The organism is Nocardia sp. NPDC056611, from assembly GCF_042792755.1.
Lineage (GTDB): Bacteria > Actinomycetota > Actinomycetes > Mycobacteriales > Mycobacteriaceae > Nocardia.
On sequence record NZ_JBHTVV010000003.1, the window covers coordinates 845063 to 864429 of the forward strand.

Here is a 19367-nt window from a genome sequence, read left to right on the forward strand (position 1 = left end):
GCGCCTATTGGAGTTCGCGGGTGGTGGCGATCAAGAAGGTGATGGTGTCGCGGACTTTGGCGTCGGTCATCTTCAGGGGGACCGAGCTGGTGGCGGCGATCTTGTCGTCGATCGCGATCATGCCTTCCCAGGTGCCGATTCGGGTGAGGAAGGAGTCGTCGGCGGAGCGCCAGACTTCCTCGTCGAAGCCGTCGAGGCGGTGGTAGCGGCCGCCTTCGGGGTCGGTGTGGTCTGGTTTGCGCATATTGCGGAGGGTCAGCCAGGCCACGTAGGGGGCTCGGGGCTTGAGGTTGAGGTAGCAGGAGCCGGTCATGCCGATGGTGGCGTTGATGGTGCCTTGGCTGAGTTCGGCTACCTGGGCCTCGGGGACACCGAGGGTGGTGTGGAAGAAGTCCAGCATGCGGGTGCACACGTCTTTGTTGGTGTGCGCGGAAGGGGTTGAGCCCGGGTCGGATTGGGAGGCGGCGGGCGAACCGCAGGCGGTGAGGAGGAACGCGGCTGCGAGCAGGAGGCATCGGAGGATCCCCCACCGTCTTCCGAACACCACGACCTCCTTTTCGGGGCGGAGCGTAACAAGACCGCGGTGGCACGCCAACCGGGCTGGCACACTTGCGCCACCCCGCCCATGGTCGCTCGAGACGTGGATCACGCTGGCGCGCAGGGAGTTCCGGGGGCCGTGTCCGAGAAGCCGCCTACAGCACCTTCGCGATCGCGGGGACGATCTTCTGGATCGCGACATCCGCGGAGGTCGGGGTCCAGGTCTGGAAAGACTGCGCGGTGGCCGGGTCGTCGACGATGACCAGACGGGCATGGGTGAGATTGGACGACAGGAACGAGCTCGGCAGGCCGCGCAGGCCGCCATTGCCCGCCTGTTTGTCGGTGCGCACCACGATGACCAGGTCGACGTCGGGGACCGTCTCGCCGGACGCGGACAACGGGCGCGGGGAGGTCTCGTCGGGTTTGGCGCGGAAGTCGGTGGCGTAGCGGAAGCCGATGTCCTGCAGGAACTTCGCCTGCTCGCTCGAATCCAGATCGACGGACAGGGAGCTGTCGCCGAGGTTGTAGGCGGCGACGGTCTTGTTGAGGAACGACGGATGCGCGGCGCGGACCTGGGCCGGGGAATCGCTGGGGGTGGAGGTGGTCTGGGTGATGGGGTCGCCGCCGGAATCCTGGTGCGTGGCCAGGTAGACCGCGGTGCCGGAAACACCCAGCAGCGCAACGGCCGCCGCCCCCGCGAGGGCGCGCCGGCGTGTGGTGCGGGAGCCGCGGGTCGTGGACAGGGTCCCCGAGCCGACCGGCTGTGGCCGGGTGATCCGCTCGGTCGGCCGCTCGGACTCGACGATCGGTGGCGCGGACGGCATCCGGCCCTGCACGGCGAGCGCGGCGTCATCGGTGAAGTCCCGGCAGGTGGCGTAGCGGTCGTCGGGATTCTTGGCCAGCACCTTCGCGATCACCGCGTCCAGTGCGGGCGGCAGATCGGCGCGCAGCGTGGCCAGCGCGGGCGGCGGATCCTGGAGGTGGCCCAGCGTGGCCTGGGCGATGGAATTCACCGGGAACGGCGTACGCCCGGTGAGCAGCTTCACGAAAGCGCAACCGAGACTGTAGATATCGCCTCGATGATCCAGCGGCCCGGCGACCAGCCGCTCGGGGGCCGCGTAGGCGAGGGTGGCCATCATGGCGTCGGTGGCGGTGAGTTCGCGGCCGTCGGTCACCGACTTGGCGACGCCGAAATCGGTGAGCAGCACCCGTTCCTCGCCCGGATGCGCGTCCTCGTCACGGGAGAGCAGGAAGTTGGCGGGCTTCACATCCCGGTGCAGCAGCCCGCGCCGATGCGCGTAATCCAGGGCCTTGCCCACCTCGGTGACGATGCGCAGCGCCCGCTGAGGCGTCATGCCCTCGGGGTGCTGTTTCAATTCCACCGAGGCGTCGGTGCCGGGGATGTACTGCATGGCGATCCACAGCCGCCCGTCCTCCTCCCCGCGTGCGTAGACCGTCACGATGTTCGGATGATCCAGCTCCGCAGCGAGATTCGCCTCGCGTGCGAACCGCGCCCGATACACCTCGTCGTGCGACAGATCGTTGCTGAGCACTTTCAGCGCGTCCAGCCGCCCCGGGAACATGGGATCCTGCACCAGATAGACGGTCCCCATCCCGCCACTGCCCAGCACCCGGATGATCCGGTGGCCGCCCACAACGGTGCCGGGCCGCAACGGCATGCTTATCCGCCTCTCCGGGCCTTCAGTGGCCCGCTCATTGCCGTTGCCGAATCACGTTCGGCTGTACCCGGCGAGCTACCCCGAACTCGCGAGATCAGTTGTCGCCCTTGTCCAGGCCCTTGGAATGTAGCAACGATCGCCGGACCCGGCCGAGTGTCAGATGTGGCCATAGGCGAGCAGCTGATATTGGGCCGAAAGCCGTTGGCGCAGATCCTGGGACTGATCGGCGTACACCTCGGCGACGTAGCGCTGGTAGGGCAGGTAGCACATGAACTTCGCGCCGATGGCGTACTTCACGTCCTTCAACTGCAGGCAGCGTGCCGTCGCCAGGCCGGGCGGCGGGTCGACGGGCTTGTAGCGGTCGAGCAGTTCGTCGGCGAAGGCGGCGATGAAGCGCTGGGCGGCCGCATCGTCCTTCGTCCGATAGATATTGCTGAGCGAACTGGCCATCACGTCGATTCCGGCGTCGGCGTACGCGCGGCGGGAGGCGGCCGGTCGATCGTCGTGGGTGAGGGCGGCGTGCGGGCCGTACAGTCCCTCGCTCGCCCGGACCTGGCCCTTGCCCGCGGGCAGCACGCGGCTGAGCAGATCGTCGGGATCGCTGAGCAGGCCCGCCAGCTGGTCGGGCGGGGTGGGGCGATAGTCCCGCATCGATTCGGTGGCCTTGTCCAGCATTCGCTTCGCCACGTCCATCAGGAATGCGGGACCGTCGGGAACGGTCAGGTCGTCCTCGACGTGCAGCCAGTACAGGTACTCGCCCTGCGGGTACAGGGCCCGCACCCATTCGAGGGAGGTGAGCGCGGCCCGTGCGGCCGGATAGCCGGGGATCTGCACCGGCCCCTTGTCCGGATACTCCGGACTCGCCTGCGAGGCGAGGAAATCCGCTGCCGTCGCCGCCTGCGCGGGCTTGCCGAACCGCAGCACGGTGAGATGCACGTTCAGCCCGAGCGAGACGTCGTACCGATGCCGTCCACCGGTCTGCCAGCCCGCGACCAGCCCCGGCGCGCGATCGTTGAACCCGTCGATCCCCATCGGCGGATAGTCCGCGGTGATCGCGCTCCCGCCGGACCCGTACCCCAGCCGCTCGTCGATCTCCAGGGGCAGCGGGACGTGCTCGCCCAGCCGGATCGCCTCCTGCACCACGTCCCCGACGCTGATGTCGGGCTTCATGGTGGTGATCTGCCGCGGCACCACCGGATAGTTCCCCGGATCCAGTTGCGACACATCGACGGTCGCGGCGGGTGACGCGGGCGCGGCGGGGTCGGTCGGTCCGGATCCGCAGCCACCGGCCAGCGCGGCCGCCGCCGTGAGGGCCAGCAGCCGGGTTCTCGCTCGTGCGATCCTCATCGCTATCCGCTCCTGGCCAGCATCGAATACTGCGCCGACACCCGCTGCTCGAACGAAGCGGGCGCGCCGCCGCCGAACCGGGCCTGCGCCCCGATCACCGCCACGTACCGGCCGTAGACCACCGCGCACAGATACGTGGCGTCGCGGATCGGCTCGGGTTCGTCGAGCCGCACGCAGTGCGCGTCGGTGATACCGCCGGGGTTCGGGACCTCGTCGTCGTCGCGGCCCAGCCGGGTCAGCGCGGTCTGTAAGCCGAAGGCCGCCTTCAGATCCCGGGTGCGGTACACCGTCGCCCCGTTGCGGGCGACCAGATCCACCCCGGCCGCCTCGAACGCGGGCCGCGCCACCGCCGTGTCGCGCTCGAAATGCAGTGCGCCCGCGGGCGTGTAGACCCCACCCTGACCGCGACCCCCGGACTGGTCGGAGTCGGAGCTGTCGTACTGATTGGGCAGCGTGAGATCCAGGATCTTGTCCGGATTGCCGGCCAGGTCCGGAAGATCCTCGAGCGGAGTGGGTTTCAGCTCCGCCATCGCGGTGAGCTGGGCGCGCAGCATCTCCCGCAGCCGGGTGCCGAGCGCCGCCGGATCGTTCTGCGGGATCACGGCATGGCCGATGATCACGTACACGCCGCGCGCCGCGACCACCTCGCCCTTCTCGTCGGTGCGGGAGGACGCCCGCACACTGTCATGGGTGTCGGCGGGCAGATCGGCGGTATCGATCGGAATCGGATGCCGCCCAGGGTCGTTCAACGCCTCCCAGTACCCGTCGACGGCCGCGCGGGCGGCCTGCTCGGTGGGGAAGCGCTGGATCGCGAGGGTGATGTGCTTGCGCGCCCGCACGCTGTCGTTGTTGCGCCAGATGTAGGCGCCCGCGATGAGCCGATTGCGTTCCGCGACCGGCCGCCAGTTCTTCGGGAACGGCCCGTTGTCGTCGTCGAAGTCGGCGCCGGAGTTGCTCAGCAGCCGGGCCCCGCCCAGATACCGGACGTCTGGATCGATGCGGTCGGGCCCGGCCAGATACGTCATCATGCGCCGCGATTCGATCGCGTACGCGTCGGCGACCGTGCCGTAGAACGGCACGAATTCCGCCGGGGCCGACGGATACGGTCCGACCTTCAGTTTCGGCAGATCGGCCGCGGTCATGCCGGGTACCGCGTGTCCGGACACCGGCCACGACCCGACCGCGTACCCCGCGCCGAGGACCGCCACGGCGGCTGCCGCCAACGCCATTGTCCGCAGTCGTCTCATCCGGTCACCTGCTCGTCAACAGGACGTACTGGGCGGCTGTCTTCTGATATAGCTCGGCCAGGTTGCGCGCGCCGACCTGCACGTTGTATTTGTCCACGTGGAAGGTGCACTGGTGGAACATGACCCGCCCGTTCTCCAGATCCGCGAAGCAGCCGATATCCCCGGGGAAGCGCGGCGGCGGGTCGACGGCGCGATGCTTGTCGGAGGGTTCCTTGGCCGGATTCCACTTGTCCCACAGCGCCCGCGCCGCCGCGCCGGTGCGGCTGTGGAACACCAGCGCGTCCCCGTAACCGACCAGATCGACATCGCCGATGGTGAGGAATTCCAGGTCCGCGCTGTCGAGGCTCTGCAACGAGCCGCGCCCGGTATACACCCCGTCCGGGTCCGGGCGCAGCGGCAGTTCCGGATTCGTCGGCAGGGTGCGGCCGAGAATGCCGTCCGGGTCGAGCGGAATGTGCTCGAACCGGTCGGTCGGCGTGGGCTGGAACGTGTCGAGCAGCGGCAGCGCCACGTCGAGCATGCGTTCGGTGCGCGCGCTCAGATCCGCCAGATCCGGCGCGGCGGCCAGCTCGTCCACCAGTTTGATGTACACGACGTAGCGGTCGCGCACCGTCCACGAGCCCAGCGACGCCACGTTCGGTCGCCAATGCGCTTTGCTCGCAGGGTATTTGACCAGCGTCACCGGCTGATTGCCGGTGTTGTAGGTGAAGTCGTCATGTTCGAGCACCGGCCCCACCGCCGCGGCGCGTCCGGGGTCGGGCAGTTCCAGCACCGCGATGCTGAGCCTGCGGTGCTTCTCCTCGGTGGCCGCGCCGGTGCACCAGGTGGTCACCCACCCGCCGCGCAGATCGTGGACGACCTCGTCGAAGGTGTCGTTGATGACGATGTCGCCCAGCCCCTTGTGATTGGTGACCAGGTGCGGGCGGACATTGTTGGAGCACTCGTAGGTGTAGTCGTGGTCGGCCTCGAACGGCAGCGCCACGTAATCCGACAGCCGCTGTGACTCCCGGATCCGGGATTGCTTGCCGGTCTTGGCATTTCCCACCGTGCGCGGCGTGGTCTGGTAGTTGCCGACCTCCAGGCTCGCCGGGTCGGTCGGCTGCCGCACCGGGTGGCCGGGAACGCTGCTCGCGCAGCCGGTTCCGGCCGCGAGCGCCATCGTGAGGCCCAGCAACGCCGCGAACAGTCTCACCGGCCCCTCCTCCCGGGGCGGATTTTACCGTCGCTCAAGACTTCTCGCGCAGCTTCGGACGCGACTGCTCCCGCACCGTCGGACGCGCCGGGTGTGGTCTCGGACACGATCGCGCGGCGATCCGGGCACCGTGACGTCTCGGTCCGCGCGCCCCGCCCGGCCGCTGCCGGGCCGGTCTTCGTTAGCACGGCGGCGAATTCCGTGGTCGGGGGCGCGTAACCCTCACCGGCAGGCATGTATCGCGGTGATTAACACAAATTCGCAAGCGAGGAGTCCGGCCTGTGAAGATTGCACCGAACGGGACTTCGATGCCCGATCCGTATCCCCGGGCAGGTACCTTCTACGCATGTTCTCCAAAGTCCTGGTCGCCAACCGCGGCGAGATCGCCATTCGCGCCTTCCGCGCGGCCTACGAACTCGGCATCGGTACCGTCGCGGTTTTTCCGTACGAGGACCGCAACTCCGTGCACCGGCTCAAGGCCGACGAGGCGTACCAGATCGGTGAGCCCGGCCACCCCGTCCGCGCGTATCTGTCGGTCGAGGGCATCATCGAGGCCGCCAAGAGCGCGGGCGCGGACGCCATCTACCCCGGCTACGGCTTCCTGTCGGAGAACCCGGACCTGGCCGCCGCCTGCGCCCGCGAGGGCATCACCTTCATCGGCCCGGCCGCCTCGGTGCTCGAACTGACCGGCAACAAGGCCCGCGCCATCGCCGCGGCCAAGGCCGCCGGACTGCCGGTGCTGAGGTCCAGCGAGCCGTCCGCCGACGTGGACGCGCTGATGACGGCCTCGGAGTCGATGGAGTTCCCGCTGTTCGTGAAGGCCGTCGCCGGTGGCGGCGGTCGCGGTATGCGCCGCGTCGCGGACCCGGCCCAGCTGCGCGAGTCCATCGAGGCCGCCGCGCGCGAGGCCGAATCCGCCTTCGGCGACGCGACCGTGTTCCTCGAGCAGGCGGTGGTCAACCCCCGCCACATCGAGGTGCAGATCCTCGCCGACCAGCACGGCAATGTCATCCACCTCTACGAGCGCGACTGCTCGCTGCAGCGCCGCCACCAGAAGGTGATCGAGCTCGCGCCCGCCCCGAACCTGGATCCCGCACTGCGCGACCGCATTTGCGCCGACGCCGTGGCCTTCGCCCAGCAGATCGGCTACTCCTGCGCGGGCACCGTGGAATTCCTGCTCGACGAGCGCGGCAACCACGTGTTCATCGAGATGAACCCGCGCATCCAGGTCGAGCACACCGTGACCGAGGAGATCACCGACGTCGACCTGGTGCAGTCGCAGCTGCGCATCGCGGCGGGGGAGAGCCTCGCGGATCTCGGCCTGAGCCAGGACGCCATCCACATTCGCGGCGCCGCCCTGCAGTGCCGCATCACCACCGAGGACCCGGCCAACGGCTTCCGCCCCGACACCGGCCGCATCACCGGCTACCGTTCCCCGGGCGGCGCGGGCGTGCGCCTCGACGGTGGCGCGAACGTCGGCGCGGAGGTCGGCGCCTACTTCGACTCCATGCTGGTCAAGCTGACCTGCCGCGGCCGCGACTTCAGCGCCGCGGTGGCGCGGGCCCGGCGCGCGGTCGCCGAATTCCGCATCCGCGGCGTGACGACCAATATCCCGTTCCTGATGGCGGTGCTCGACGACCCGGACTTCCGGGCGGGCCGGGTCACCACCTCGTTCATCGACGAGCGGCCGCAGCTGCTCACGCTGAAGAGCTCCGCCGACCGCGGCACCAAGATCCTCAACTACCTGGCCGACGTCACCGTGAACAAGCCGCACGGCTCACGGCCGACCAAGGTGTACCCGCACGACAAGCTGCCCGCCCTCGACCTGACCGTGCCGCCGCCGGCGGGCTCGCGGCAGCGGCTGCTCGAGCTCGGCCCCGAAGGCTTCTCGCAGTGGCTGCGCAACCGGGAGGGCGTGGCCGTCACCGACACCACCTTCCGTGACGCGCACCAGTCGCTGCTCGCCACCCGGGTACGCACCAACGGCCTGCTCGACGTGGCCGGGCACGTGGCGCGCATGACGCCCGAACTGCTGTCCATCGAATGCTGGGGCGGCGCGACCTACGACGTGGCGCTGCGCTTCCTCTACGAGGACCCGTGGGAGCGCCTGGCCGCGCTGCGCGAGGCCGTGCCGAACATCAACCTGCAGATGCTGCTGCGCGGCCGCAACACCGTCGGCTACACGCCGTACCCCGAAAAGGTCACGCGCGCTTTCGTTTCCGAGGCCACCGCCACCGGCATCGACATCTTCCGCATCTTCGACGCGCTCAACAATGTCGACCAGATGCGCCCGGCCATCGACGCCGTCCGCGAAACCGGCACGGCCCTGGCCGAAGTCGCGCTGTCCTACACCGGCGACCTGTCCAACCCGAACGAGGACCTCTACACCCTCGACTACTACCTCAAGCTCGCCGAGCAGATCGTCGAGGCCGGGGCGCACGTCATCGGCATCAAGGACATGGCCGGCCTGCTGCGCGCGCCCGCCGCGTCCACCCTGGTCACGGCGCTGCGGCGGGAGTTCGACCTGCCCGTGCACGTGCACACCCACGACACCCCGGGCGGCCAGCTGGCCACCTACCTCGCCGCCTGGCAGGCCGGGGCCGACGCCGTGGACGGCGCGTCCGCGCCCATGGCGGGCACCACCTCGCAGCCCGCGCTCTCGGCCATCGTCGCCGCGGCCGCGAACTCGCCCCACGACACCGGGCTGAACCTGCAGAACGTGTGCGACCTCGAGCCGTACTGGGAAGCGCTGCGAAAGGTGTACGCGCCCTTCGAGTCCGGGCTGCCGGGCCCGACGGGCCGCGTCTACCACCACGAGATCCCCGGCGGGCAGCTGTCGAACCTGCGCCAGCAGGCCATCGCGCTGGGCCTGGGCGACCAGTTCGAGGAGGTCGAGGCGAAATACGCCGCGGCGGACCGGATGCTGGGCCGCCTGGTCAAGGTCACCCCGTCCTCCAAGGTGGTCGGCGACCTGGCGCTGGCGCTGGTCGGCAGCGGCGTCGACGTCGACGACTTCGCCGCCGACCCCGCCCGCTACGACATCCCGGACTCGGTGATCGGCTTCCTGCGCGGCGAACTCGGCACCCCCGCCGGTGGCTGGCCCGAGCCGTTCCGCAGCCGCGCCCTCGAGGGCCGCGGTCCCGCCAAGCCCGAAACCCAGCTCACCGCCGCCGACGAGGCCGGACTGAACGGCACCTCCGCCGAACGCCGCGCCACCCTCAACCGGCTGCTGTTCCCCGGACCCACCGCCGAATTCATCGCCCACCGCGAGAAGTACGGCGACACCACCGGGCTGTCGGCCAACCAGTTCTTCTACGGCCTGCGCCACGACGAGGAACACCACGTCCAGCTGGACAAGGGCGTCACCCTGCTCATCGGCCTGGAAGCCATCTCCGAGCCCGACGAGCGCGGCATGCGCTCGGTCATGTGCATCCTCAACGGGCAGCTGCGCCCCATCCAGGTGCGCGACCGCTCCATCGCCAGCGAGATCCCGGCGGCGGAGAAGGCCGACCGGAACAACGCCGGTCACATCGCCGCCCCGTTCGCCGGTGTGGTGACCCTGGCCGTCTCCGAAGGCGATTCGGTGTCCGCGGGTGACACCATCGGCACCATCGAGGCCATGAAGATGGAAGCCGCCATCACCGCCCCCCGCGGTGGTGTGGTGCGCCGCGTCGCCATCGCCAAGGTCCAGCAGGTGGAGGGCGGCGACCTGCTCGTCGACGTGAACCTGAACGAGACCGCCGCCGAATGACCCGCATCGTGGCAGGTACCGCCGGGGGCCGACGCCTACGCGTCCCCCCGGCGGGCACCCGCCCCACCTCCGACCGCGTGCGCGAGGCCCTGTTCAGCTTCCTGCACGCCCGCATGGATTTCGACGGCCTGCACGTCCTCGACCTCTACGCGGGCTCGGGGGCCCTGGCCCTGGAAGCCCTGTCCCGCGGCGCTTCCCACGCCCTCCTCATCGAGGCGGACCGCAAGGCCGCCGCCATCATCCGCGGCAATATCGGCGACCTCGGCCTCCCCGGGGCGGAACTTCGCCAGAACAGCGTCGGTTCCGTGCTCTCCGGCGCCGCCCCCGAGCGCTACGACCTGGTCTTCTCGGACCCGCCCTACGACCTCGACGTCGCCGACGTGCAGTCCGACCTGCGGTCGCTGGCCGAGAACGGCTGGCTGCACGACGACGCCCTCATCGTCGTCGAACGCTCCACCCGCTCGCCCGACCTGGTCTGGCCCGACGGGTTCGCACCCCTGAAGTCCCGCACCTACGGCGAGACCCGACTCGACTTCGCCGAGTTCGCCGAAGCCAACTGACACAAGGGCTTTCGCTGTTTCAGCGGGTGTGCCGCGGCCGCGGTCGATAGAATCACCTCGGGGTGATCGATCGCGGTGAGGGGGTTCGAGCGATGCACACGGGACGCGTTGCCGTCATCGGCCTGGGGGCCGCGGGCCTGTCCGCGTGCGTCGCGGCCGCGGAACTCGGGTGGTCGGTCATCGGATTCGATCGGAGCACCATCGGCGCGGACGCCGCGGCCTCCGCGGGACGGTCGAAGATCATCAGGTTCGGTTACACGGACCCGTTCTACGCCGAGCTGATGCGCGATACCCGGCCACGCTGGGAGCGGCTCGAGCACGACACCGGAACGTCGTTGATCGATCTGTGCGGGATGCTGCACTTCGGGATCGGCGGCGAATCGGGGACCGACGCGGTCATCGAATCGCTCGAACGGTCGGGGCAGGACCGCGAAATCCTCACCGGCGGTGCGTCGGCCACGCGGACCGGGCTGCACCTGCGGGCCGGGGAGATCGGCGTCTACGAACGCAATGCCGGGATGATGACTCCGGCATCGGTGCTGCACGCGCTCGCGGTACGGGCGAATGCGCTCGGCGTGACCCTCCGCGAGCATGCCGCCGTCTCGGCGATCGACGAGACAGGAGGCTCCGTCACGGTGGTGACATCGGACGGGCCGGTGCACGTGGATCGCGTGATCATCGCCGCCGGTGGACAATTCGGGCGATTCGCACCGGCTGCCGCCGCCCATATCACCGTCACCCGCCAATATCAGATCGTCTGCGAATCGACCGAGCCCATCGCGGGCGGCCGCGGGTGCAGCTGGATGGATGTCACGGCCGACGAATGGTACGGGATGGTCAACGCGGGCAACGGTGTACAGATCATGGGCGTCCACGAGCCCGCGACCATCGTGGATACCGACCAGCCGATCGAGGACGCCGAACTGAAGGCGTCGGTCGACGCGCAACTCGAGTATCTGCGGGAACGGCTGGCCCTGAACTCCCGGCAACTCACCCTCCGCGAAGTCCGGACCTGCCACTACACGAACACGGCAGCTAAGGATTTCGTGATCGACCGCCTGCCGGGCCGCGCGGCGGTGCTGCTGAGCGCCTGCTCCGGGCACGGCTTCAAATTCACCATCACCAGCGGCCACCTGGCGGCGCGGCTCGCCTGCACCGACGCGGCGCCGGTACCCCGATTCCAGCTGTCCGCCCTCGCCACCGAGGCGCGGCCATGACCACCCCGGCCCCGCAGCCGCCACCCGAGCCGCCGGTGAGCAGCAATACCGCGGCCAAAGTCACGCTGATCATCGGAATCCTCGTCACCGTCCTGGGCTCGATGTGGGGCATCATCTCGAGTTCCGGCGGCAAGGTCGTCGCCCCGATCGACACCATCATCGCCGGAGCGCTGACCGCGGTGGGCGGCGGCATCGTCGGCGCGTCGATGCAGGATCTCTTCTCCCGCACCAACGTCGAACGCGGGCTCAGCGCGGTCTCGCGCATGATGTCCGATGTCGTCGCCGAGAACTCGCGGGTCCTGACGGCCGTGACCGACCGGCTGACCGATGTCGCCGACGGGATCGGCGGCTCCGCCCGGGCATCCCACGACAACATCCGGAACACCTTGGCCGGGTCCCTGTCCGCGCGGTTCATCTCCGACGAGCAACAGCTCGCCCCGCTGCGAAAAGTGTGGCATCACTATCACGTCACCCAGGCGGGTCGTGAATTGCGCTGGCTGTATTCAATATTCCCCTTGGACGCGGGCACCAGCCCCTCGACGATCACCACGCCCATCGTCCTGGTCGATCTGGCGGGCGTCGGCCACGTCTACAACGCCGAGGTCGGCATGCGCACGAATCGACTGTTCGTCAACTTCACCCGCGCCGACGGCACCGAGCCGAGCTGCTCGGAGATCTTCCCGCACATGCAGACCTTCCGCGACACCCACGCGGGCTTCGGTATCCGCCAGACCTGGGACGGCTCCCACCTGCTCGGTCGCGCCATCATGAGCGAACGCCCCGTCATCCCCGACGCCGAACCCGGCATGATCCCCGCCGAACACAACCCCACCCTCGACGACGTCTGGCTCACCGGCTTCCTCCAGAACCGCGTCCACCTCGACGACCTCCCGGCACGCCAGTCCTGAGGGCCGACCGGCCCTCGCGAAATTCTTCGGCGACGCCCGACGGATTCCTCACCTCCCGCTGGTCTCAATACCTGACAGGAACAGACCGGAGTTGGGAGTGCGTGATGACGGAGTCGAAGCAGACCGCGGTGGTCACGGGTGCGAGCCGGGGATTCGGGCGGGGAATCGCCGCCGCGCTCGTCGCCTCGGGGATGAAGGTCGTCGGTATAGCCCGCGACGGGCAGGCGCTGGAACAGGTGGCGGACGAGCTCGGGGCGGCGTTCGTACCCGTCACCGCCGATGCCACCGACGAAGCGGTGGCGCAGCGCGTGATTCACGAATTCGCGCCGGCGGTGCTGGTGCTCAACGCGGGGGCCACGCCGCCGCTGGCGCCGATCCACGAGCAGAGCTGGGAGAGCTTCACCCGCAACTGGCAGACCGACACGAAGCACGCGTTCGTGTGGACCGGGGCCGCGCTGCGCGAACCCTTGACGCCGGGCAGCGTGGTGATCGCCATGTCGAGCGGGGCCGCATTGAACGGGTCGCCGCTGAGCGGCGGATACGCCGGGGCCAAGTCGGCGATCCGGTTCATCCGGACCTATGCGGCGGACGAGTCGGAGCGGGCCGGGCTCGGGATTCGGTTCGTGGCCCTGCTGCCCCGGCTGACCCCGGCCACCGGGCTCGGGGCGACGGCGGTCGCGGCGTATGCCGCCCGGCAGGGCATCGACGTCGACACCTACGTCGCGGAGATGGGGCCCGCGCTCACGCCCGAACAGGTCGGCAAAGCGGTGCTCGAACTTGCCGGGGATCCAGGGAGCGCGGCGGAATACTTGGTGAGCGGCGCCGGGCTGCGGCTGATCGGCTGAGGTGGCGCGACCATGACCATCAGCGCACCCACAGGAGCATCGGACATGTCCCCGGGCATCGAACGCCACCGCGGCACCGAACGGTCGTCGGACGCCGAGCCGGCGTCCGGCACGGAGCGGATGTCCGGCACGGAGCGGCCGGCCGGCGGCGAGCGGATGCCGGCCGCCGAGCGGGTGTCCGGCGGTGTCGGAGCGGCTGCCTTCGAGCGGCCCTCCGAACGCGAATTCGCCGGTCTCACCGAGCGATTCCGGCCGGAACTACTCGCGCACTGCTATCGGATGCTGGGGTCGATCCACGATGCCGAGGATCTGGTGCAGGAGACCTATCTGCGGGCCTGGCGGGGATACGGAGGGTTCGAGGGGCGCGCGTCGGTACGGAACTGGCTGTACAAGATCGCGACCATGGCATGCCTGACCGCGTTGGAAGGACGGGCACGCAGGCCGCTGCCGTCGGGGCTGGGGGCGCCCGAGGACGATCACCGGGTGGCCGTCGCGGCCCGCGAACCCACCGTGCCCTGGCTGCAGCCCGCGCCGGACGCGTTGTTCGGTTTCGACGACCCGGCCACGATCGTCGCGGATCGGACCGGAGTGCGACTGGCTTTCCTTGCGGCACTGCAACTTCTGCCCGCCCGGCAGCGCGCCGTCCTCACGCTGCGCGACGTGCTCGCCTTCCGTGCCGCCGAGGTCGCCGCCATCCTCGACACGACCCCCACCGCCGTGGACAGCGCGCTGCGGCGGGCCAGATCGCGGCTGGCACAGGCGGGCCCGGTACAGACCGATCTGGCGGAACCCGATGAACGGATGCGGCGTCGCCTGCTCGACGACTACGTCACCGCGTTCACCACCGCCGACCACGCCGCGCTGGTCGCCCTCCTGCGCGCCGACGTCGAGATGGAAATGCCGCCCACCCCAACCTGGTTCACCGGGCGCGACGCCGTCGCCGGATTCCTCACCGCCCGAATCCTCAGCCGCGGCCTGTGGCGCATGCTCCCCGTCCGCGCGAACGGGCAGCCCGCGTTCGTCGTGTACAAACGCTCGGCCGAGGGGCGTGACGAGGCGTACGGAATCCAGGTGCTGACGCTGATCGGCTCCCGCGTCGCCCGCATCACCGCGTTCAACGACCCGGCCCTGGTCCCGGCCTTCGGGTTCCCGGTCGTGGCCGAAGCCTGAATCGGGAGAAGCCGCCGGAGTCGTTCTCGACCGGCACCGCCTTCCGCGGTTTCCGGATTGCGAACCATCGCTGACCAGGCATGTCCGCTTTGTGAAGTTTGGGGCGGGCACGGACGGCACCCCGGAATGCGGTAGCGTGCGGCCATGGCTGGAGCACTGTGCCCCGGGTCCTTCGACCCGGTGACCAACGGACATCTCGACGTGATCGCCCGCGCCGCCGAGCAATTCGACGAGGTGGTCGTGACCGTGGTGGTGAACCCCAACAAGCAGGGGATGTTCACCGTCGAGGAACGCATGGAGCTGATCCGCGAGGTGACCGCCCACCTGCCCAACGTGCGCGTGGAATCCTGGCGTGGACTGCTGGTGGACTTCGCCAAGCAGCAGGGCGTCACCGCGATCGTGAAGGGCCTGCGCGACGCCACCGATTACGGCTACGAAGTCCAGATGGCGCAGATGAACCGCAAGCTCACCGGCGTCGACACCTACTTCATCGCCACCAACCCCGCCTACAGCTTCGTCTCCAGCTCCCTGGTCAAGGAGGTCGCGACACTCGGCGGCGACATCGCCGACCTGCTGCCCCCGGCCGTCCACAAGCGCCTCATGGCCCGCATCGCCGAACGCAAAGCCAACGCCTGACGAACACGCATTCGCTGGGCCGCAACCCCATACGGCCCAGTGGGTGCGCGAATTCGAGCCTCCCGCCACCCGGCGCGGCTGTCCAGCGACGCTGTCTCGCGCGCGGCTGTGTCGAGGCCCCGGCGCGGTGAAGCCTGTTCGAGGCCCCGTGTCGGTGAAACCGGCTGAGGCCCCCGCGTCGTGGCTGATCCAGGACAGGCCATGTTCCACGGTGCTGTGCATCTGTGGGTCACAGCGCGCGGATCGAGGCCGGGCGGGCCGGTAGTGCGGGGGCGGGCTCGATTCGTCCGTCGGGTCGCGGGCGGGATCGGGAGAGCGCGGAGCGCAGGCGGCGGGCGGCGCGGTCACGGATGAGGTCGTCCCAGGTCCAGCGGACCACCTCGAAACCCAGGGCGCGCAGGTAGGTTTCGCGGATTCGCTCGCGGTGGATGGTGGCCGCGAAGTCCTGGCCGGGGCGGAGTAGGCGGCCGTACTCGGTGGGGCCGTCGAACTCGCACAGCACGCCCGCGGACTCGTAATAGAAGTCGACGCGCGCCACGAAACGGCCGTCCGGGGTCAAGACATTGCCCTGGGAGCTCGGCAGCGGCAGCGCGTGCCGCTCGATCATGGTGCGGCTGACCGATTCCCCGATGCTCTGGCTGCGGCCGTCGAGCAGGGCGATCACCTCTTTCGCCTGGCCGATGCCGTAGCGGCCCTTGGCCTTCGCGATCTCCTCGCCGAGTTCGGCCGTGGTCAGTCCGAACCTGCCGGCCAGCGCGTCACCGGCGACGACCGCCGCCTCGAACGGCAGCGTCAGCGCCAGATCCACCACGGTCCGCGCCGGGGTGGTGACCGGCAGTCCGTCGACCTCGACCGCGCGATCCACCGGCGAGCCATGGACTTTCGCGAACGGGCGGGTCCGCCCGCCGCCCTTGCGATTGCGGGTCACGCACACCCGGTCCAGCGGCGTCCGCCACAGGGTGGTCCCGTACAGCACGGCCGCCGACTGATGACTCACCACGCTGCCCGCCGCCATCTCCGGCAGCAACGCCCCGATCAATTGCCGATGCTGTTCCCGCCGGTCCAGCGCGGTCGGGACCGGTTCGTGCACCCGCTGTCCGGATCTGCCCCGCGATCCGGCGACCGATGGCAGTCCCTTGCCCCGGTGCGTGCCACACCCCGCGAGCAGCGCCCTGCGCGATTCCCGTGCCCCGCACTGTCGTCCACCGTCCGCGGCCCTCACCTGCCTCCCGCTGGTCGTCGTGGGCTCGGCCGAGCTGGTTGCCGGGGAGTCGGCCGATCCGGTCGTAGGGGCGTCGCCTGAACCGGTCGCCGGGGAGTCGGTCGAGTCGGTCGGAGCGGCGTCGACGCCGGTCGAATCGGTGGCGGTGGTCGGCATGGCGGTCATTCGCCCTCCCGCCGCGGCGGCCGCGGCCGACGATGCCGCACGCACGATCCGCACCCCCGCCCGGGGGGTCGCTGGGGCCGTGGTCCGCTCGTATCTCGCCGTCCCCCAAGGCATCCGCGCGCACGGTCCATGTCGGAACCCCTTTCGTCGTCGATACTGGCTTGGACGTCGACGCGCCGAAAGGGGTTCCCGCGTTCGCGGAGAACATGTGGGGGAGTGGGCTCAGAACACCCAGAGCCGCAGGGTGAGGAAGCGCATGGTGCCGACGACGGCCGTAATGCCCAGGACGGCAACGGCTTCGGCGATATCGCCCATGCCGGGTGCGGTGACCTCGAGAATCGCCAGGCCCGCCGAGGTGATGGCGAGCCCGGCCAGCGCCAGCGCCCCGCCCTCGATCTGCGCGGTGTACCAGCGCACCCGGTCCGCGGCCTGGAAGGTGAGCCGCCGGTGCATCTCGTTGGCGAGCGCGGTGCTCACGATGGATCCGGCCAGATTGGCCACCTGCGCGCCGCCGCCGTAGAGGGCGAGGAACAGCAGGATGTATCCGACGTTGCTGAGGCCGCCGACGAGGGCGAAGCGAATCAATTGCGCGAGGGCGGCATCGCCGCGCAGCCAGGCCCCGATCCGGGCCGACCAGCGGACGCCGGTCGCGCGCAGGGCGTCGGCGCTCCGGTCGAACGCCTCGGAGCCGTAGGCGAAGGCTTCGGAACCGAGGGTATAGGTGTGCACCAGACCGGGCACGGGCATCGTCGCCCGCTCCGGAATCTCGTGGACAGCCATCGTCTACCCCATCCGAACACACCATTACTTGTCTTGCTCATCAACGGTAAACCAAGTGGAGCTATTTCCTCCACTTGTTTTCGGGTCACGATCTGTGAACTAGGCCATGTTGCGGAAAACCCGCGACACGCCGTGTCGGACCTTGTTGACAGCGCGGAGATTGGCAGACTGGCGGAAGCGGAGAGTCTCGCCGTGAGTCCTGGCAGGAGAGTGGGGTAGCACATGTACCGGGTATTCGAAGCGCTCGACGAACTGGTGGCCATCATCGAAGAGGCCCGCGGCATCCCGCCGACCCGAAACTGCATCGTGCCGCGCGGCGAGGTGCTGGAGCTACTCGATGACGTCCGCGAGGCGCTGCCCGGCGAGCTCGACGACGCCCAGGACGTGCTCGATCACCGCGACAAGATCGTCACCGACGCCCGCACCGGCGCCGAGACCACGGTCAAGACCGCCAACGACCAGGCCCACCACACCGTGTCCTCCGCCCGCGAGGAGGCCGACCGCATCCTGGCCGACGCCAAGGCCCACGCCGACCGCATGGTCGCCGAGGCCCGCGCCCACGCCGACCACCTGGTCGCCTCGGCCGAGGAGGAGGCCGAGCGCACGGTGTCCGACGGTAAGAAGGAGTACGACTCCCTCACCGGCCGCGCCCGCGCCGAGGCCGACCGTCTCGCCGCCGCCGGCCAGGCCTCCTACGACCGCTCGGTCGCCGACGGCAAGGCCGAACAGGATCGCCTGGTCTCCCAGACCGAAGTCGTCCGGGCCGCCCACACCGAGTCCGCCCGCCTCATCGACACCGCCCAGGCCGACTCCGACCGCCTGCGCTCCGAATGCGACGACTACGTCGACGGCAAGCTCGCCGACTTCGAGGAGACCCTGCACAACACCCTGCGCATCATCGGCCGCGGCCGCCACCAGGTGCGTTCGGACTCGTCCGTGCCGGACTACGCCTCCGAGTTCCGCACCGAGTCCCCCGGCTTCCGCCGCTGATCGACAACCCGGTTCCGCACCGAGCTTCAGGCTTCCATCGCTGAACATCACCCGAAGGTTCGCGGCCGTCCCGATTCTGGACCGACGGAGCGGGGGAGCGAAGCGGAGGAGCGGAGGAGGGAAGAATCGGGACCAGGGGCCGCGAACCCGCCCGGAGCGAAGCGGAGGGCAATTGAATACTGCCCATTTGGGTGGCGAGCGGGGCTTTCGGTATTGTTGGGTGGTTGCCCATTCCCAGCCAGCTCGAAGGTGAGTTCAGAGATGTCCGCCGATTCCGGTAATGCCTCGCGTCATCGTCACAAGATGACCGACGCGGGTTTCGTGCTGGATGTACGCAGTCTCGGACGCGCCCCGGGCTCCATCAAAGAGCTGCGTCGCACCGTGACGACCGCGGAGAAGATCGGCCTCGATCTCGTCGCGATCCCGGCCGGTGCCGATGTCGAGCTGGATCTCACGCTGCAGTCGGTCTCCGAGGGTGTCCTCGTCACCGGCACGGTCACCGCTCCCATCGAGGGCGAATGCTCGCGCTGCCTGGACTCGTTCACCGACGAGCTCGCGTTGCAGCTGACCGAGTTGTTCGCCTACCCGGACAGCGCGACCGAGCAGACCACCGAGGAAGACGAGATCCCGCGTCTGGTGGACGATTTCATCGACCTTGAACCGGTGATCGTCGACGGCGTCGGCATGGAGCTGCCGCTGCAGCCGTTGTGCGAGCCGGACTGCCCGGGTTTGTGCCCGGAATGCGGCGTCAAGATGGCGATTGCGGGTTCCGGCCACGGTCATGAGATACTTGACCCTCGCTGGGCCGGGCTCGCGAATTTCGCCGCTGAGTCCACCGACGCAGACACTGCGTCGGACCCATCAACCGATTCCACCCTTGCGGGACACAACGGTGCCGCAAGTAAGACAGAGGAGAGCTAGTCGTGGCCGTTCCGAAGCGTCGGATGTCCCGTGCCAACACCCACGCGCGTCGCAGCCAGTGGAAGGCCACCGCGCCGACCCTGATCACCTGCCCGAACCGCGCCTGCGGTCAGCAGACCCTGCCGCACATCGCGTGCCCGAGCTGCGGCACCTACAAGGGCCGTCAGGTCACCTCCGCGATCTGATTCGCGTATAGCCCA

17 protein-coding genes are annotated in these 19367 nt (G+C 69.4%); 10 read left to right on the top strand and 7 right to left on the bottom strand.

The window, feature by feature from the left end; translation table 11 throughout:
* Positions 1–4: 4 nt before the first annotated feature.
* From ACFRAQ_RS20420 to ACFRAQ_RS20440, 5 genes are all read right to left on the bottom strand, one after another.
* Positions 5–544 carry a hypothetical protein gene (locus tag ACFRAQ_RS20420; protein WP_379101746.1) on the bottom strand — a complete coding sequence of 180 codons (540 nt, stop codon included), beginning with the start codon at positions 542–544 and terminating at the stop codon, positions 5–7.
* A gap of 148 nt (positions 545–692) precedes the next feature.
* The gene (locus ACFRAQ_RS20425) at positions 693–2216 is read right to left on the bottom strand and encodes a serine/threonine-protein kinase (RefSeq protein ID WP_379101748.1); all 1524 of its coding nucleotides are present in this window, start codon (positions 2214–2216) and stop codon (positions 693–695) included.
* A gap of 156 nt (positions 2217–2372) precedes the next feature.
* Positions 2373–3563 (bottom strand): hypothetical protein, encoded by a 1191-nt coding sequence (locus ACFRAQ_RS20430; RefSeq protein ID WP_379101750.1) that lies wholly within the window; start codon positions 3561–3563, stop codon positions 2373–2375.
* 2 nt (positions 3564–3565) lie between these two features.
* The gene (locus ACFRAQ_RS20435; protein ID WP_379101752.1) at positions 3566–4810 is read right to left on the bottom strand and encodes a hypothetical protein; all 1245 of its coding nucleotides are present in this window, start codon (positions 4808–4810) and stop codon (positions 3566–3568) included.
* Positions 4811–4814: 4 nt separating this feature from the next.
* A complete protein-coding gene (locus tag ACFRAQ_RS20440; RefSeq protein ID WP_379101753.1) occupies positions 4815–6002 on the bottom strand; it encodes a hypothetical protein in 1188 nt (395 codons plus the stop codon).
* Between the two features lie 346 nt (positions 6003–6348).
* Here ACFRAQ_RS20440 and ACFRAQ_RS20445 point away from each other — a divergent pair, with 346 nt between their 5' ends.
* The 7 genes from ACFRAQ_RS20445 (at position 6349) to coaD (ending at position 15089) form a co-directional block, all read left to right on the top strand.
* On the top strand, positions 6349–9753 hold the full coding sequence (locus tag ACFRAQ_RS20445) for a pyruvate carboxylase (protein ID WP_379101755.1): 3405 nt from the start codon (positions 6349–6351) through the stop codon (positions 9751–9753).
* Positions 9750–10313, top strand: a complete 564-nt coding sequence (rsmD, locus tag ACFRAQ_RS20450; protein WP_379101757.1) for a 16S rRNA (guanine(966)-N(2))-methyltransferase RsmD — start codon at positions 9750–9752, stop codon at positions 10311–10313. The genes ACFRAQ_RS20445 and rsmD overlap by 4 nt, the downstream gene beginning before the upstream one ends.
* Before the next feature lie 92 nt (positions 10314–10405).
* On the top strand, positions 10406–11530 hold the full coding sequence (locus tag ACFRAQ_RS20455; RefSeq protein WP_379101760.1) for an FAD-dependent oxidoreductase: 1125 nt from the start codon (positions 10406–10408) through the stop codon (positions 11528–11530).
* The gene (locus ACFRAQ_RS20460; protein WP_379101762.1) at positions 11527–12438 is read left to right on the top strand and encodes a hypothetical protein; all 912 of its coding nucleotides are present in this window, start codon (positions 11527–11529) and stop codon (positions 12436–12438) included. The genes ACFRAQ_RS20455 and ACFRAQ_RS20460 overlap by 4 nt, the downstream gene beginning before the upstream one ends.
* A gap of 104 nt (positions 12439–12542) precedes the next feature.
* On the top strand, positions 12543–13283 hold the full coding sequence (locus tag ACFRAQ_RS20465) for an SDR family oxidoreductase (RefSeq protein ID WP_379101764.1): 741 nt from the start codon (positions 12543–12545) through the stop codon (positions 13281–13283).
* A 12-nt stretch (positions 13284–13295) separates the two neighbouring features.
* Positions 13296–14453, top strand: coding sequence for an RNA polymerase subunit sigma-70 (locus ACFRAQ_RS20470; protein ID WP_379101767.1), 1158 nt, complete (start codon positions 13296–13298; stop codon positions 14451–14453).
* A 144-nt stretch (positions 14454–14597) separates the two neighbouring features.
* Positions 14598–15089 (top strand): pantetheine-phosphate adenylyltransferase, encoded by a 492-nt coding sequence (gene coaD, locus ACFRAQ_RS20475; protein ID WP_379101769.1) that lies wholly within the window; start codon positions 14598–14600, stop codon positions 15087–15089.
* A 229-nt stretch (positions 15090–15318) separates the two neighbouring features.
* Here coaD and ACFRAQ_RS20480 read toward each other — a convergent pair whose 3' ends face one another.
* Positions 15319–16476 carry a hypothetical protein gene (locus ACFRAQ_RS20480; protein ID WP_379101772.1) on the bottom strand — a complete coding sequence of 386 codons (1158 nt, stop codon included), beginning with the start codon at positions 16474–16476 and terminating at the stop codon, positions 15319–15321.
* Positions 16477–16698: 222 nt separating this feature from the next.
* Positions 16699–17256 carry a GtrA family protein gene (locus ACFRAQ_RS20485; RefSeq protein ID WP_379101774.1) on the bottom strand — a complete coding sequence of 186 codons (558 nt, stop codon included), beginning with the start codon at positions 17254–17256 and terminating at the stop codon, positions 16699–16701.
* 222 nt (positions 17257–17478) lie between these two features.
* Here ACFRAQ_RS20485 and ACFRAQ_RS20490 point away from each other — a divergent pair, with 222 nt between their 5' ends.
* From ACFRAQ_RS20490 to rpmF, 3 genes are all read left to right on the top strand, one after another.
* On the top strand, positions 17479–18246 hold the full coding sequence (locus tag ACFRAQ_RS20490) for a DivIVA domain-containing protein (protein ID WP_379101776.1): 768 nt from the start codon (positions 17479–17481) through the stop codon (positions 18244–18246).
* 303 nt (positions 18247–18549) lie between these two features.
* Positions 18550–19167, top strand: a complete 618-nt coding sequence (locus ACFRAQ_RS20495) for a YceD family protein (protein ID WP_379101778.1) — start codon at positions 18550–18552, stop codon at positions 19165–19167.
* A gap of 2 nt (positions 19168–19169) precedes the next feature.
* Positions 19170–19352 carry a 50S ribosomal protein L32 gene (gene rpmF, locus ACFRAQ_RS20500; protein WP_033088742.1) on the top strand — a complete coding sequence of 61 codons (183 nt, stop codon included), beginning with the start codon at positions 19170–19172 and terminating at the stop codon, positions 19350–19352.
* The last annotated feature ends 15 nt before the right edge of the window (positions 19353–19367 follow it).

Excerpts from the sequence above, each read along its gene's own strand:
- ACFRAQ_RS20495 (WP_379101778.1), top strand. The coding sequence starts at position 18,550 with ATGACCGACGCGGGTTTCGTGCTGGATGTACGCAGTCTCGGACGCGCC.
- ACFRAQ_RS20490 (WP_379101776.1), top strand. The coding sequence starts at position 17,479 with ATGTACCGGGTATTCGAAGCGCTCGACGAACTGGTGGCCATCATCGAA.
- ACFRAQ_RS20445 (WP_379101755.1), top strand. The coding sequence starts at position 6,349 with ATGTTCTCCAAAGTCCTGGTCGCCAACCGCGGCGAGATCGCCATTCGC.
- rsmD (WP_379101757.1), top strand. The coding sequence starts at position 9,750 with ATGACCCGCATCGTGGCAGGTACCGCCGGGGGCCGACGCCTACGCGTC.
- ACFRAQ_RS20455 (WP_379101760.1), top strand. The coding sequence starts at position 10,406 with ATGCACACGGGACGCGTTGCCGTCATCGGCCTGGGGGCCGCGGGCCTG.
- ACFRAQ_RS20460 (WP_379101762.1), top strand. The coding sequence starts at position 11,527 with ATGACCACCCCGGCCCCGCAGCCGCCACCCGAGCCGCCGGTGAGCAGC.
- ACFRAQ_RS20465 (WP_379101764.1), top strand. The coding sequence starts at position 12,543 with ATGACGGAGTCGAAGCAGACCGCGGTGGTCACGGGTGCGAGCCGGGGA.
- ACFRAQ_RS20425 (WP_379101748.1), bottom strand. The coding sequence starts at position 2,216 with ATGCCGTTGCGGCCCGGCACCGTTGTGGGCGGCCACCGGATCATCCGG.
- ACFRAQ_RS20480 (WP_379101772.1), bottom strand. The coding sequence starts at position 16,476 with ATGACCGCCATGCCGACCACCGCCACCGATTCGACCGGCGTCGACGCC.
- ACFRAQ_RS20485 (WP_379101774.1), bottom strand. The coding sequence starts at position 17,256 with ATGGCTGTCCACGAGATTCCGGAGCGGGCGACGATGCCCGTGCCCGGT.
- coaD (WP_379101769.1), top strand. The coding sequence starts at position 14,598 with ATGGCTGGAGCACTGTGCCCCGGGTCCTTCGACCCGGTGACCAACGGA.
- ACFRAQ_RS20470 (WP_379101767.1), top strand. The coding sequence starts at position 13,296 with ATGACCATCAGCGCACCCACAGGAGCATCGGACATGTCCCCGGGCATC.
- ACFRAQ_RS20435 (WP_379101752.1), bottom strand. The coding sequence starts at position 4,810 with ATGAGACGACTGCGGACAATGGCGTTGGCGGCAGCCGCCGTGGCGGTC.
- ACFRAQ_RS20430 (WP_379101750.1), bottom strand. The coding sequence starts at position 3,563 with ATGAGGATCGCACGAGCGAGAACCCGGCTGCTGGCCCTCACGGCGGCG.